This window comes from Niveispirillum sp. CC-CTL257, from assembly GCF_059489915.1.
In genome coordinates, this window is record NZ_JCAJXE010000001.1 from 796,456 (window position 1) to 810,227 (window position 13,772).

Consider the following 13,772-nt stretch of genomic DNA (forward strand, 5'->3'; position numbering starts at 1 on the left):
TTGGCGCATCGCCTTATCGCCCTTTTCTTTGCCGGCCTGGCCCTGCTGGCTGGGCCGGTGGCGTCTTATAGCCAGGAAGTGGCAGTGCCGCAGGGGCAGACGGTAAAGCGTCTGCCCTATGCCCAGGTGGCCGTGGTGGACATCCCCACCATCCTGCAGCAGGCGACGGCGATGCGTACCATCCAGCAGCAGCTGGATGTGCAGAAGGAGCAGCTGCAGCGCGACGTGGCGCAACAGCAGGAGGCCTTGCGGACAGCCGAACAGGAACTGGCCCGTCTGCGTCAGACCGTTTCGGTGGAGGAATTCGACCGTAAACGGACAGAGTTCGAGACCCAGGTGTCCGCAACGGGCCGTGCCTTGCAGGAGCGTACCCGCCGCTTGGACATTGCCTTTAATCAGGCCCGCAACAGCGTGATCAACACGCTGGATCAGGTGATTGCCGAAGTTGCCCGCGAAACAGGAGCCACCCTGGTCATTTCCCGGCAATTCATCGTCTTTCAGGCGGGTGGCGCTGGCGATATTACCGCAGAGGTGCTGGAGCGACTTAACGGTCGCTTGCCGCAGGTAACGGTCAGCGTTCCGCCACCGACCTGACCGGGGCTTGTTACAGCCTCCCGCAATTCGGAAGGAACCACCATGGCCGATCCTCGTTTCTTCGACCGTGCCGGCCCCTTCACGCTGGCCGAACTGGCAGCCAAGTCCGGCGCAACGGTCGCGCCAGGGGCCGATCCAGCTTTACTGCTGCACGATGTTGCGCCGCTGGATCAGGCAGGCGAAGGACAGATGTCCTTCCTGGATAACCGCAAATATGTGGAGGCGTTCCAGGCCAGCCGGGCGGCCGCCTGTGTTGTGCATCCGGCCCTGGCCGACAAGGCACCGGCGGGCATGGCGCTGCTGCTGTCGCCCAAGCCCTATCGTGCCTATGCGCTGTGTGCCCAGGCCTTCTATCCACTGCCGGCGTCGAGCGGTTTGATCTCTCCCGCAGCGCATGTCGATCCGACGGCGGTCCTCGGTTCAAATGTTGAGGTTGCGGCGGGCGTGGTGATCGAGGCGGGGGCCGAGATCGGGCCGCGTACCCGCATCGCCGCCAATGCCGTGATCGGGCGCAATGTCCGTATCGGTGCCGACAGCATCATCGGCGCCTGTGCCTCGCTGTCGCATTGTGTGGTCGGTGACCGGGTCGTGATTTATCCGGGAGCGCGCATCGGGCAGGATGGGTTCGGCTTTGCCATGGATGTGACGGGTCATGTCCGCGTACCGCAGATGGGCCGTGTCATCATAGAGGACGATGTGGAGGTGGGTGCCAACAGCACCATCGACCGGGGGGCCGGGCCCGACACCTTCATCGGGCGGGGCACGATGATTGATAATCTGGTCCAGATCGGGCACAACGTCACGCTTGGTGCCGGCTGCGTCATCGTGGCCCAGTCTGGCATTTCGGGTAGTACGAAGTTTGACCATCACGCCGTGCTGGCAGCGCAGGCGGGGGTGGCCGGCCATCTGACCATCGGGGCGGGGGCCCGCATTGCTGCGCAAAGCGGCGTGATGCGGGATGTGCCGCCGATGACGGAGGTGTTCGGCACGCCGGCGCAACCGAAACGGCAATATTTTCGCCAAGTCGCCATGATGGCGCGGCTGGCGAAGGGGAAAAGTGGACGGGGCGATGAGCACGACGGAAACGAATAAGGTCGCGGTGACCGAGCTGGATATCAACCGGATCATGGAACTGATCCCGCACCGGTATCCGATGCTGCTGGTCGACAAGGTGAAGGATATCGTCCCCGGTGAATGCTGCACCGGCATCAAGAATGTGACGATGAACGAGCCGCAGTTCACGGGCCATTTCCCGCAGAAGCCGGTATTTCCCGGCGTCATGATCGTGGAAGCCATGGCCCAGACCTCGGCCATTCTGGTGATGCAGACCCTTGGACAGGAAGCCGAGGGTCGCCTCGTGTATTTCATGGGGATCGAGGAGGCGAAGTTCCGTCGCCCCATCGGCCCCGGCGATCAGATCCAGATCAAGGTCCAGAAGGTCCAGAACCGCCGCAATGTCTGGAAGTTCAAGGGCGAGGCTTGGGTTGACGGCAATCTGCATGCCGAGGCGACCTATACGGCCATGATCGTCATGGGTGATTGAGGTCGGCTTCCCCACCACCGGGTGGACATGGGGTCGACTTATTTTTGTCAAACGCCTTTGCTAAAGGCGGTGTGAAGGGCGGGCGACCGCCCTTTCGCATGTCAGGAAGAAGAAGGACCGGCCCATGAGCGCCAATATCCATCCCAGTGCCATCGTCGATCCCGGTGCCCGCATCGGCACGGGCGTGGAGATCGGACCGTTCTGTGTGGTGGGACCGCATGTGGTGCTGGGCGACTATGTGCGCCTGATCAGCCATGTCGCGGTGGATGGCCGCACCAGTATCGGCGAAGGCACGGTGGTCTATCCTTTCGCGTCGCTGGGGCACGCGCCGCAGGACCTGAAGTATAAGGGTGAACCGTCGGAACTGATCATCGGGCGCCATAACCGCATCCGTGAGAATGTCACCATGAATACCGGCACCGAGGGTGGCGGCATGGTGACACGCGTCGGCGACGGTGGCCTGTTCATGGTGGGCGTCCATATTGGCCATGACTGTATCGTCGGCAACAATGTGATCTTCGCCAACAATGCCACCTTGGGCGGACATGTGGTGGTGGGTGATCATGCCGTTCTGGGCGGCCTGTCGGCGGTGCATCAGTTTGTGCGCATCGGTGCTCATGCCATGATCGGCGGCATGTCGGGCGTGGAGGCGGATGTCATCCCCTATGGTCTGGTCAAGGGTGACCGCGCCTTCCTGGCCGGCCTCAATCTGGTCGGGTTGCAGCGGCGCGGGTTTGCCAAGGAGGACATCCACGCCTTGCGCGCCGCGTTCCGACAACTGTTCGAAGGGGAGGGGCAGATGGCCGACCGTATCGCCGCGGTCACGGCGGAGGCGGGCGCTGTGCAGGCCGTGGCCGATCTTCTGACCTTCCTGGCCGACCGGGGCAGCCGCGCCCTGACCCTGCCGCGCTGATCCCGGCATGACGGGGCGGCTGGGCATCATTGCGGGCGGGGGCGACCTGCCGAGGCAGGTGGCGGACACCTGTCGGCAGGCCGGACGTCCTTGTTTTGTCATCGCGTTAAAGGGGCAGGGTGCCGAAGCCTGGCTGACGCCCGATCAGCCCCATGCCGTTTTCCGCATGGGGGCAGCGGGCGCGATGCTGGAACGGTTGCGGGTGGAGGGAGTGACGGAGATCGTCCTGGCCGGCGGCGTGCGCCGCCCGTCGCTGACTGACCTGCGGCCCGACTGGTATGCTGCCCGCTTTTTCGCCCGTCTGGGACTGAGGGCCCTGGGTGATGATGGCTTGTTACGGGCCGTCGCTACCTTGCTGGAGGAAGAGGGATTCCGCGTTGTCGGTATTCAGTCCCTCATTGCCGACCTTCTGATGCCGGCAGGTTCGCTGACGCAGGCCGTGCCGGATGCGCAGGCGCTGGCGGATATTGCGCATGGCCTGACGGTCGCCCATGCCCTGGGTGCCGTGGATGTCGGGCAGTCCGTCGTGGTGCAGGCAGGGCTGGTCCTGGGTGTGGAGGCCATTGAAGGCACGGACGCCCTGATCGCCCGTTGCGGTGCGTTGAAGCGGGAGGGTCCGGGTCCGGTCCTGATCAAACGCGCCAAGCCGGGGCAGGACCGCCGCCTGGATTTGCCGACCATTGGGCCGGACACGGTGGCCGCCTGTATCGCCGCCGGCTTCGCGGGTGTCGCGGCAGAAGCAGGGGCAACCCTGTTCGTGGGGCGGGAGCACGCCTTGCGCGTTGCCGATGCGGCGGGCCTGTTTGTTACAGGCGTATCGGCATGACCGGCCCCCTGATCTACCTGATCGCAGGCGAGCCGTCGGGCGATGTGCTGGGCGCGCGGTTGATGGCGGCGTTGAAACAGGCGACGGGCGGGCAGGTGCGCTTTGCCGGGGTCGGTGGCGACCGGATGATCGCCGAAGGTCTGAACAGCCTGTTCCCCATGGAGGAACTGACCCTGTTCGGGCTCGCGGAACTGCTGCCCAAGCTTCCCAACCTGATCCGCCGCATCGGGCAGACGGCGGGGGACATCCTGTCCTGCCGGCCCGATGCAGTGCTCACGATTGATGCGCCGGATTTCTGTTTCCGGGTGCTGAAGAAGGTGCGCCGGACCGATCCATCGATCAAGCTGATCCATTATGTTGCCCCCACGGTCTGGGCCTGGCGACCGGGCAGGGCGCGGAAGATCGCGCGGTTCCTGGATCATCTGCTGGTGCTGCTGCCGTTCGAACCCCCTTATTTTGAGGCGGCGGGACTGCCCGCCACCTTTGTCGGCCATTCGATTGTGGAGGCGGGGGTGGAGCAGGGGGATGGTCCGGCCTTCCGCGCTCGCCATGGTATCGCCGCCCATACGCCGCTGCTCTGCGTCCTGCCCGGCAGCCGGCGTAGCGAGATCAAGGTGCTGTTGCCGGACTTCGCGGCTACGCTTGCCATCCTCAAAGAACGCCATCCGGGACTGACCGTCGTTGTGCCAACCCTGGGCAAGGTGGCGGCCCCTGTGTGTGCCGCCGCTGCATCCTGGCCCGTGCCAGCCATTGTGGTGGAAGGGGATGGGGAAAAGTATGACGCCATGGCTGCCAGCGTTGCAGCACTGGCCGCCAGCGGCACCGTTGCGTTGGAACTGGCACTGGCCCGGCTGCCTGCGGTGATCGCCTATCGCATCCACCCGCTTACCTACCGGCTCTACCGCCGTTTGATCCGTGTGAAATATGCCAATCTGGTCAATATCATGCTGGATCGGATGCTGGTATCGGAGCGGCTGCAGGATGATTGTACGCCGCAGAAGCTGGCTGAGGCGGTGTCGGTGCTGCTGACCGATCCCACCGCGCGGCGCGAACAGATTGAGGGTGTGGCGCAGGTGGCGCAATGGCTGGGCCAGGGTGGCGATCAGACACCCAGCCAGCGTGCCGCCGACGCGGTTTTGAAGGTTGCCAGGGGTTAGGGCAGCGCCTGCAGGCCCAGCAGCTTCTCTGCATCAGGTGCCGGCACGGGGCGGGAGAAGTAATAGCCCTGACCATAGCGGCATTCCAGGCCGCGCAGGAAGGTAACTTCCGACGGGTTCTCAATCCCTTCGGCCACCACATCCAGATCCAGGCTTTTGGCCAGCAGCAGAATGATGCGGGGAATTTCCTCCCGCCGGTCGCCATTGCCGGCCCCGCTGATGAAGGCGCGGTCGATCTTCAGCGAGTTGACCGGGTAGCGGTGCAGATAGGAGAGCGAGGAGTAGCCCGTGCCGAAATCGTCCAGCGACAGGTGGACGCCGAGACTACGGATCTGCTGCATCATGGAGACCGCCCGGCCGGGATCGTCCATCAGCAGGCTTTCCGTGATTTCCAGCTTCAGCGTGTCGGGCGCGATGCCGGTATCGCCCAGGACGGTGCGCACACATTCGACCATGTCATCGTCCAGCATCTGCCGACCGGAGACATTGACGCTCATGAACAAGCCGCTGTCATGCGTCTTCTGCCAGCGCGAAAGCTGTTCCGCCGCCTCCTGCATGGCCCAGCGGCCGATTTGCAGGATCAGGCCCGTATCCTCTGCCAAAGGCACGAAATCGGCGGGGGAGATCAGGCCGCGTTCGGGATGCTGCCAGCGGATCAAGGCTTCGAAACCGGCGATCGACTGATCCGACAGGCGCACGATGGGCTGATAGAACAGGGTCAGTTGGTGGCGGTCGGTGGCCAACCGCAGGTCGGCCTCCGTCCGCAGGCGCGACATGGCCCTCGCGCGTAGCGCGTCGTCGAACACCTCCACCCGGTTGCGGCCCGCCCCCTTGGCCCGGAACATGGCAAGGCTGGCATCGCGCAGCATGTCGGCCGCCTGCCCATAGCCCGTGTGTGACATGGCGATGCCGCCGGATGCGGTCAGCACCAGTTCCTCATGCATACCGGGCAGGCGGATGGGCTCCGCGATGGAAGCAGCCAGACGCTGGGCCGCCGTCATGGCCGCCTTCACATCCACGACGCCGTCCATCAGCACGCCGAATTCATCGGCGGAAATGCGTGCGATGGTGTCGCCGGCCCGGCGCTGATTCTCCAGCCGTTTGGCCAGGACGCGCAGAACCTCGTCCCCGGCATTGGGACCCAGGCTGTCATTGACCGTCTTGAAATGATCCAGGTCGAACAGGATGACGGCACAGGGCGGATCGTCCGGCCGGCGGCGGCGGTCGATAGTCTGACCGATACGGTCCATCAGCAGCGACCGGTTGGGCAAGCCAGTCAGGCCGTCATGGAACGCGTCGAACAGGATCTGCTGTTCCGCACGCTTGCGGGCCGTGATGTCGGTCATGGAGCCGGCCATGCGCACGGCATCGCCCAGCGCATCGCGGATGGCGACACCCCGGATCAGCACCCAGAGTTCCGCCCCGCTGTCATGCCGGATACGAACCTCATGTTCCAGATGGTCCAGACGGCCAGACAGATGCAGTTCAAAGGCGGCCCGCAGGCCCGGCAGGTCGCTGGCATGCACCAGGGCGAACCAGTCCTCCATGGTGCCGACCCATTCGCCGCCGGGCAGGCCCAGCATGTCGGACCAGCGGGGGGAGTAATAGACATCCCCCTCCTGCACGCGCCAGTCCCAGAGGCCGTCATTGGCACCCTGGGCCGCCAGCGCGTAGCGTTCCTCGCTGATGCGCAACTGTTCCTCGGCCACCTTGCGGTCGGTGATGTCGGATTGGGAGCCGACAAGACGCACCGGCTCGCCATCGGCATCCATCACCGCGATACCGCGGCAGAGCATCCAGCGCCAACCGCCGCGTCCATGCTGGATGCGATATTCGATCTGGAAAGGCTTGCCGCCTGCCGACATCTGCGCGTCGAGCGTCGCCTGCAACCAGATCAGGTCCTCGGGATGCACGCGGTTCAGCCACTCCTCCGGCCCGTCCGCGTCCTCATCCGGCAGCAGGCCAATCAGTGCCCACCAGCGGGGTGCGTAATAGATGCGGTCGGTACGCAGGTCCCAGTCGTACAGACCGTCATTGGTGGCCGCCGCTGCCAGGGCTAGCCGTTCCTCACTGATGCGCAGGCGATCCTCCGCCTCCTTGCGCTCTGTGATGTCGGCAGCGGTGCCGATCAGGCGGTTGACGGTCCCGTCCGGGCCGGCGATGGCGGCACCCCGCACCAGCAGCCAGGTCCAGTCGCCCCGCCCGTTGCGCACGCGGTGTTCAATAATGAAACACCGACCACCTTCGTCATGGCGCGGGCGTAATGTCGCCTCCAGCCATTGCAGGTCATCGGCATGCACGCGGTCAAACCAGTGGCGGGGGCCGATATTGCCGCCATCCATCGGTAGCCCCAGATGGTCCCGGAAACCCGGCGACAAGAACAGCGTATCGACGGTGAGGTCCCAATCCCAGACGGCCTCGCCGCTGGAAAGTCCCGCCAGCATGTAACGCTGGGCCAATTCGTCATCGGGCGTCGTCTGGGACAAGGGCGGATCGGCTGGCAAGGGAAAGGTGTGTGGTGGAAACTCTATACCACTTTCCACCGGTGGGGCCATGCCCCATCGCAGCAGGTCGTTATTTATACTACACTTGGTCCCATGGACTGGAATGACCAAGCGATTCTGCTATCCGCACGCCCGTATGGGGAAACGGCGGCATTGGCCCTGGTGCTGACGCGGGAGCACGGGCGTCACGCGGGCCTTGTACATGGGGGGCAGTCGGCCCGGCTGCGGGCCAGTTTGGAGCCGGGAAACCTGTTGGCGGTCGGCTGGCGGGCCCGGCTGGCGGATCAATTGGGTACGTGGTCGCTGGAGCTGGAACGGGCCTATGCGGCCCCGCTGCTGGACGACCCGCTGCGACTCGCCTGCCTTGCCTCGGCCTGCGCGCTGCTGGATGGGCTGCTGGCCGACCGGGAGCCGCATCCCGGCCTGTTCGACGCCACCCTGGCCCTGTTCGATGCGCTCTCAAGCGAGGTCTGGGCCGAGATCTATGTGCGCTGGGAGATCGGCCTGCTGGAGGAGATCGGATTCGGCCTGGACCTGTCGCGTTGCGCCGTCAGCGGGCGAGCGGCGGCGGAGCTGTTTGCCGGTAATGATGGTCTGTCGCATGTCAGCCCGCGCACGGGCCGCGCCGTGTCGATGTCGGCGGCCGAACCCTATAAGGACAAGCTGTTGCCTCTGCCGCCGTTCCTGCTGGGCTTATCGGATGGCGGACCGGCGGAGGTGATGCAGGGCCTGCTGCTGACGGGCCATTTTCTGGAGCGCAGCGCTTTTGCCCAGCGGCATGCGGAGGTGCCGGCAGCGCGTATCCGGTTCGTGGAACGGTACGCACGCATCAACGGCCTTTCGGCGCCCGTGTCGCCCTGAAGGCAATTACCGGAAATAAACCGCCGACCAGACCAATCCGCCAACCACGCCCAGCATCAGCGTCAGGTTCCAGGCGCGGCGCAGCCGCTTGCCCCAGGGAGCGGGATTGTCATTGACAGGCGACGGGCGCCGCCACAGGAAGGGCGGGCGCGAAGGGAATAGAAAAGCATCGCGGGCGATCCCGATGGGACCGCCCGCTTTGCCGGATTGGCTATGCTTACGCTCAGCCACGCTTCTCGACCGGGACATAGTCGCGCTGCGTATCGCCCTTGTAGAGCTGACGCGGGCGACCGATCTTCTGACCCGGATCCTCGATCATTTCCTTCCACTGGCTGATCCAGCCGACGGTACGGGCCAGCGCAAACAGCACAGTGAACATGCTGGTCGGGAAGCCAATCGCCTTCAGGATGATGCCCGAATAGAAATCGACGTTCGGGTACAGCTTCTTCTCGATGAAATACGGGTCAGACAGGGCAATCCGCTCCAGCTCCACCGCGATGTCCAGCAGCGGATCGTCCTTGATGCCCAGGCTCTCCAGCACTTCCTTGCAGGTCTGCTGCATGACCTTGGCGCGCGGGTCGTAATTCTTGTAGACCCGGTGGCCGAAGCCCATCAGGCGGAAGCCGCTGTTCTTGTCCTTGGCCCGTGCGATGAATTCCGGAATGCGATCAACGGTCTTGATCTCTTCCAGCATCTTCAGCACAGCCTCGTTCGCACCACCATGGGCGGGGCCCCACAGGCTGGCGATACCGGCGGCGATACAGGCGAACGGGTTGGCACCCGAGGAGCCGGCCAGACGGACGGTGGAGGTCGACGCGTTCTGCTCGTGGTCGGCATGCAGGATGAAAATCTTGTCCATCGCCTTGGCGATGACCGGGTTCACCTTATACGGCTCGCAGGGCACGCCGAACGTCATGTACAGGAAGTTTTCCGCATAACCCAGATCGTTGCGGGGATACATGAAGGGCTGGCCGACCGAATACTTATAGGCCATGGCGGCGATGGTCGGCAGCTTCGCGATCAGGCGATGCGATGCGATCATGCGCTGCTTGGGATCGTTGATGTCGGTGCTGTCATGATAGAAGGCCGACAGGGCGCCGACGACGCCGCACATCACGGCCATCGGGTGGGCGTCGCGACGGAAGCCGCGATAGAACTGCGTCAGCTGCTCATGCACCATCGTGTGGCGGGTGATGGTGGCCTCGAATTCCTTTTTCTGCGCGGCGTTGGGCAGTTCGCCATGCAGCAGCAGGTAGCAGACTTCCATGAAGTCAGAGCTTTCGGCCAACTGGTCGATGGGATAGCCGCGGTGCAGCAGCACACCCTCGTCGCCATCAATGTAGGTGATGGCCGAGTCGCAGGACGCAGTCGACGTGAAGCCGGGATCGTAGGTGAAGCAACCGGTGGCGCCGTAGAGCTTTCGGATGTCGATGACATCCGGCCCCGTCGAGCCCTTCAGGATCGGCAAGTCAATCTTCTTACCGGTCCGGTTATCGATCAGGGTCACCGTCTCGGCGGTTCCATCGCCCGCCGTCTGGGTTGTCTGGCTCATGTCGGCACGTCCTCAAGGGTTTCGTTTGGGGTTATCGCCCCGTTTTTGAAAGTGGGGCGGAGTTTAGTGCCGCGCCGCAGCGAGTGCAACGCAACAGCACTTTTTTAACCATGGTTTTTGACATCTTCTAAACGTGACAGGCTCTCTTCGCGCCCGAGAATTTCCGCCACCTCAAAAATCGGGGGCGAAACCGTGGTTCCGGTCAGGGCAGCGCGCAGCGGCTGTGCCACCTTGCCCAGCTTCAGACCGTTCGCCTCCGCGAAATCACGGACAATGGCCTCCAGCGCACCCGCCGTCCATTCGCCAGTCTCGGCGAACTTGGCGGTCAGCGCACCGATCTGGCCGCGTACCTCTGCCGTCAGTAGGGCGCCGGCCTTTTCATCCATGGCAAGCGGGCGGGCCGCGAACAGGTACAGCGACCCTTCGGCCAGCTCGATCAGCGTCTTCACGCGCGGCTTGAAGCCGGGGATGGAACGCCGCAGCCGGTCCTTCTCCACATCCGTCAGGGTGCGGCCGATCTTGGCCTCAATGAACGGTGTGGTCAGGGTGACCAGACGCGCATCATCCGCTTCACGGATATAATGCGCGTTCAGGTTCTCCATCTTGGCGAAGTCCAGACGCGACGGGGAACGGCCGATCCCTTCCAGCGTGAACCATTCGATGGCCTGTTCGGTCGAAATGATCTCTGCATCACCATGGCCCCAGCCCAGGCGCAGCAGGTAATTGCGCATGGTTTCCGGCAGGAAGCCCATGTCGCGATAGGCTTCGATCCCCAGCGCGCCGTGGCGCTTGGACAGCTTGGCCCCGTCCGGCCCATGGATCAGGGGGATATGGGCGAATTCCGGGGTCTTCCAGCCCATGGCATTGTAAATCTGGATCTGACGGAAGGTGTTGGTCAGATGGTCGTCACCGCGCACGACATGGGTGACGTCCATGTCATGATCATCGACCACAACCGCCAGCAGATAGGTGGGCGTGCCGTCGGAGCGCAGCAGGATCAGATCATCCAGCTGGCTGTTCTGCACCCGCACTTCGCCCTGCACATGGTCCTTCACCACCGTTTCGCCCTCACGCGGAGCCTTCAGGCGGATGGCCGGCGCGACGCCGGCGGGGGCCTCCGACGGGTCGCGGTCGCGCCAGCGACCGTCATAGCGCGGCTGCTGGCCAACGGCCTTCTGTGCCTCGCGCATCGCGTCCAGTTCTTCCGGGGTGCAATAGCAGCGATAGGCGGTGCCGTTGGCCAGCATCTGTGCCACTACTTCTGCATGCCGGTCCTTGCGCTGAAACTGGCTGATCGCTTCGCCATCCCATTCCAGACCCAGCCATTTCAGCCCTTCCAGAATGGCTTCCACAGCGGCATCGGTGGACCGGGCGCGGTCTGTATCCTCGATGCGCAGCAGGAACTTGCCCTGGTGATGCTTGGCAAACAGCCAGTTGAACAGGGCCGTGCGGCCGCCGCCGATATGAAGGTAACCGGTGGGCGAGGGGGCGAAGCGGGTGACGATCATCGCGAAACTCTTATGGGCCCATAAGGGCAGAATGATTGTTTGCGCGTTGGTTTAGCACAGCCGTGCGTCTTGTGAACAGCATTGGACCGCAGATGCTCCCCCCTCGAAAAGTCGTGGGTGCGCCCTTGCCGGGTGGGTTGACGCAACCTACCCATGATCAAAATTAAATAGTGAAGCGCAGTCTATTTTCATCTAATTGTATTCATCCCCTGGCAAGGATGGTTGCATGCGGTTGGATGGGCTGGCGCGGCGGACCGGGTTATCCTGGCTGGTCGCTGGCCTGCTGGCTGAAAGCGGGCGTTGGGTCCTTTGGTTTCCCGTCTTGCTCGGGGTGGGGATCGGTGTCTATTTCGCCCTGGATCATGAGCCGCCGGTATGGGCGGGGGCCGGGGGCATCCTCCTTGCGGTGGCGGTTGCCGGCTTTGTCCAGGTCCGGCGACCCGATTGGGCACTGGCTGCCTGGATATTGTTGCTGGCGGTCCCGCTGGGCTTCGCGGCGGCGCAGTTGCGCACGTCGCTGGTGGCGGCCCCGATGCTGCGGGAGAGTATCGGTCCCGTTGGGGTCAAGGGGCGGGTGGTACAGATCGACCGGTTGGACAAGGGTATGCGGTTGTTCCTGACCGACCTGACGGTGCCGGGTCTGGCAATTGCCGATACACCCAACCTATTGCGCATTTCCATGCGGAATACCGAAACCATGCCTCTGATAGGGGAACGGGTGCGTCTGTTCGCGGCCATCGGCCCTACATCGGACGCCGTCGAACCGGGGGCCTTCGATTTCCGCCGCCATCTCTATTTCCTGGGAGTAGGAGGGACTGGCTTCGCGCTGGGCCGTGTGCGGCGGCTGGCGGGGCCGGCGGATGACGGGGTGTTGCTGGAGCAATGGCGGCATGTGATTGCTGATCGCGTTGCGGCACGGTTGCCCGATCAGGCCACGGCTGGGATGGTCACCGCCCTGTTGAATGGACAACCGACAGCCATTCCGGAAAGGGATATGGAGGCGATGCGGCAATCCGGTTTGCAGCATCTTCTATCCATCTCCGGCCTGCATATCGCGCTGGTGGCGGGGCTGGTCTTCTTTCTGCTGCGCGGTGTCATGGCTCTGTGGCCTGCATTCGCCCTGCGCCACCCCATCAAGAAATATGCGGCGGTGGCGGCGCTCGTCGCGTCCATATTCTATATGCTGATGGTGGGATCGCCCGTGCCGACGCAGCGGTCGGTGCTGATGACCGGCGTCATGCTGCTGGCGGTGCTGGTGGACCGCAATCCCTTCTCCCTGCGGGTCGTGGCGGTGGCGGCCCTGGTGGTGATGCTGATCCAGCCGGAAAGCATGATCGGCCCCAGTTTCCAGATGTCGTTCGCCGCCGTCATCGCGCTGGTCGCCGCGTTCGAGGTGGCGACGCCCTGGATGGCCGCACGGCGGAAGGAAGGCGGACAAGGGTGGGTTGGCCGTGGCCTGACCTATGCCGGCAGCTTGTCGCTGACCTCTCTGGTGGCGGGTCTGGTCACCATTCCCTTTGGTCTGCATCATTTCCAGCAGATGTCGAACTACGGCCTGCTGGCCAACATGATCGCGGTGCCGGTGACCAGCTTCTGGGTCATGCCCTGGGGGCTGCTGGTCTACCTGCTGATGCCGCTGGGCCTGGAAGGCTGGGCGATCACGGCCATGGGATGGGGGGCGGAGGCGATTCTGTGGACGGCGCATTGGGTCGCCGACATGCCGGGGGCGGCCTTGCATCTGCCGCTGCTGCCGGCGACAGGGCTGGTAATTTTTACCCTTTCCTGCCTTTGGCTGTGCCTGTGGCAGGGGCGGATCAGGCTGCTGGGTTTGGCCGGCATGCTGGCCGGTCTGATGTTTCTGCCCCTGGCCCCGCAGCCCGATCTGCGGATCAACGGGGATGGCAAGGTGGTGGCTGTCCGTCTGGCCGATGGTTCCCTTGCCGTCTCCACCCGGCGCGCCGGACGGTTCGACAGTGCTGAATGGGCGCAACGGGACGGACTTCCGGGTGAACCCCAAACCTGGCCCAAGAAGGGCAGCAAAGATGGCCGCCTGACCTGCGCCACGCCGGATGCCTGCCTCTACCGGTTGAACGGTCGGCGAGTCGCCATCGCCCTGTCCCCCGCGGCTGTCAGTACACTGTGCCAGCCCGGCATTGACGCCTTGGTCACGCGCCACCCTGTCAGTGAATGTGCCGCCCCGATTGTGGTTGGGCCGCAGGCCCTGGCTGACAGGGGCGCGCATGCGCTCTACCTTGATGGAGATATCAGGGTGGATGCCGTCCGGGCTGGTGCGTCAGCGCGTCCCTGGAACTGA

At 64.1% G+C, this 13,772-nt stretch carries 12 protein-coding genes; 8 read left to right on the plus strand and 4 right to left on the minus strand.

Annotation, left to right across the window (positions count from 1 at the left end; translation table 11 throughout):
• The 6 genes from ABC729_RS03885 (at nucleotide 1) to lpxB (ending at nucleotide 5,033) form a co-directional block, all read left to right on the plus strand.
• On the plus strand, nucleotides 1–594 hold the full coding sequence (locus tag ABC729_RS03885) for an OmpH/Skp family outer membrane protein (RefSeq protein ID WP_495606336.1): 594 nt from the start codon (nucleotides 1–3) through the stop codon (nucleotides 592–594).
• A gap of 42 nt (nucleotides 595–636) precedes the next feature.
• The gene (gene lpxD, locus ABC729_RS03890) at nucleotides 637–1,686 is read left to right on the plus strand and encodes a UDP-3-O-(3-hydroxymyristoyl)glucosamine N-acyltransferase (RefSeq protein ID WP_495606337.1); all 1,050 of its coding nucleotides are present in this window, start codon (nucleotides 637–639) and stop codon (nucleotides 1,684–1,686) included.
• On the plus strand, nucleotides 1,664–2,137 hold the full coding sequence (fabZ, locus tag ABC729_RS03895; protein WP_495606338.1) for a 3-hydroxyacyl-ACP dehydratase FabZ: 474 nt from the start codon (nucleotides 1,664–1,666) through the stop codon (nucleotides 2,135–2,137). Before lpxD ends, fabZ begins: the two co-directional genes overlap by 23 nt.
• A gap of 124 nt (nucleotides 2,138–2,261) precedes the next feature.
• Nucleotides 2,262–3,050, plus strand: a complete 789-nt coding sequence (gene lpxA, locus ABC729_RS03900; protein ID WP_495606339.1) for an acyl-ACP--UDP-N-acetylglucosamine O-acyltransferase — start codon at nucleotides 2,262–2,264, stop codon at nucleotides 3,048–3,050.
• 7 nt (nucleotides 3,051–3,057) lie between these two features.
• The gene (locus tag ABC729_RS03905) at nucleotides 3,058–3,876 is read left to right on the plus strand and encodes an LpxI family protein (protein ID WP_495606340.1); all 819 of its coding nucleotides are present in this window, start codon (nucleotides 3,058–3,060) and stop codon (nucleotides 3,874–3,876) included.
• Nucleotides 3,873–5,033 carry a lipid-A-disaccharide synthase gene (gene lpxB / locus ABC729_RS03910; protein ID WP_495606341.1) on the plus strand — a complete coding sequence of 387 codons (1,161 nt, stop codon included), beginning with the start codon at nucleotides 3,873–3,875 and terminating at the stop codon, nucleotides 5,031–5,033. Before ABC729_RS03905 ends, lpxB begins: the two co-directional genes overlap by 4 nt.
• On the opposite strand, the gene ABC729_RS03915 is transcribed toward lpxB, so the two are convergent.
• The gene (locus tag ABC729_RS03915) at nucleotides 5,030–7,519 is read right to left on the minus strand and encodes a sensor domain-containing protein (RefSeq protein ID WP_495606342.1); all 2,490 of its coding nucleotides are present in this window, start codon (nucleotides 7,517–7,519) and stop codon (nucleotides 5,030–5,032) included. The genes lpxB and ABC729_RS03915 overlap by 4 nt on opposite strands.
• Before the next feature lie 111 nt (nucleotides 7,520–7,630).
• Between ABC729_RS03915 and recO the strand changes: the two genes are divergently transcribed.
• Entirely contained in the window at nucleotides 7,631–8,398 is a 768-nt protein-coding gene (recO, locus tag ABC729_RS03920) for a DNA repair protein RecO (protein WP_495606343.1), read from the plus strand.
• A 6-nt stretch (nucleotides 8,399–8,404) separates the two neighbouring features.
• On the opposite strand, the gene ABC729_RS03925 is transcribed toward recO, so the two are convergent.
• The 3 genes from ABC729_RS03925 to gltX form a co-directional block, all read right to left on the minus strand.
• Entirely contained in the window at nucleotides 8,405–8,629 is a 225-nt protein-coding gene (locus ABC729_RS03925) for a hypothetical protein (RefSeq protein WP_495606344.1), read from the minus strand.
• A complete protein-coding gene (gltA, locus tag ABC729_RS03930; protein ID WP_495606345.1) occupies nucleotides 8,622–9,950 on the minus strand; it encodes a citrate synthase in 1,329 nt (442 codons plus the stop codon). The genes ABC729_RS03925 and gltA overlap by 8 nt, the downstream gene beginning before the upstream one ends.
• A 104-nt stretch (nucleotides 9,951–10,054) precedes the next feature.
• Nucleotides 10,055–11,458 (minus strand): glutamate--tRNA ligase, encoded by a 1,404-nt coding sequence (gltX, locus tag ABC729_RS03935; protein WP_495606346.1) that lies wholly within the window; start codon nucleotides 11,456–11,458, stop codon nucleotides 10,055–10,057.
• A gap of 226 nt (nucleotides 11,459–11,684) precedes the next feature.
• Between gltX and ABC729_RS03940 the strand changes: the two genes are divergently transcribed.
• Nucleotides 11,685–13,772, plus strand: a complete 2,088-nt coding sequence (locus tag ABC729_RS03940; RefSeq protein ID WP_495606347.1) for a ComEC/Rec2 family competence protein — start codon at nucleotides 11,685–11,687, stop codon at nucleotides 13,770–13,772.

What these genes read in the sequence shown, in the direction of transcription:
- lpxD (WP_495606337.1), top strand. Translation starts at nt 637, where the DNA reads ATGGCCGATCCTCGTTTCTTCGACCGTGCCGGCCCCTTCACGCTGGCC.
- fabZ (WP_495606338.1), top strand. Translation starts at nt 1,664, where the DNA reads ATGAGCACGACGGAAACGAATAAGGTCGCGGTGACCGAGCTGGATATC.
- lpxA (WP_495606339.1), top strand. Translation starts at nt 2,262, where the DNA reads ATGAGCGCCAATATCCATCCCAGTGCCATCGTCGATCCCGGTGCCCGC.
- ABC729_RS03905 (WP_495606340.1), top strand. Translation starts at nt 3,058, where the DNA reads ATGACGGGGCGGCTGGGCATCATTGCGGGCGGGGGCGACCTGCCGAGG.
- lpxB (WP_495606341.1), top strand. Translation starts at nt 3,873, where the DNA reads ATGACCGGCCCCCTGATCTACCTGATCGCAGGCGAGCCGTCGGGCGAT.
- recO (WP_495606343.1), top strand. Translation starts at nt 7,631, where the DNA reads ATGGACTGGAATGACCAAGCGATTCTGCTATCCGCACGCCCGTATGGG.
- gltA (WP_495606345.1), bottom strand. Translation starts at nt 9,950, where the DNA reads ATGAGCCAGACAACCCAGACGGCGGGCGATGGAACCGCCGAGACGGTG.
- gltX (WP_495606346.1), bottom strand. Translation starts at nt 11,458, where the DNA reads ATGATCGTCACCCGCTTCGCCCCCTCGCCCACCGGTTACCTTCATATC.
- ABC729_RS03940 (WP_495606347.1), top strand. Translation starts at nt 11,685, where the DNA reads ATGCGGTTGGATGGGCTGGCGCGGCGGACCGGGTTATCCTGGCTGGTC.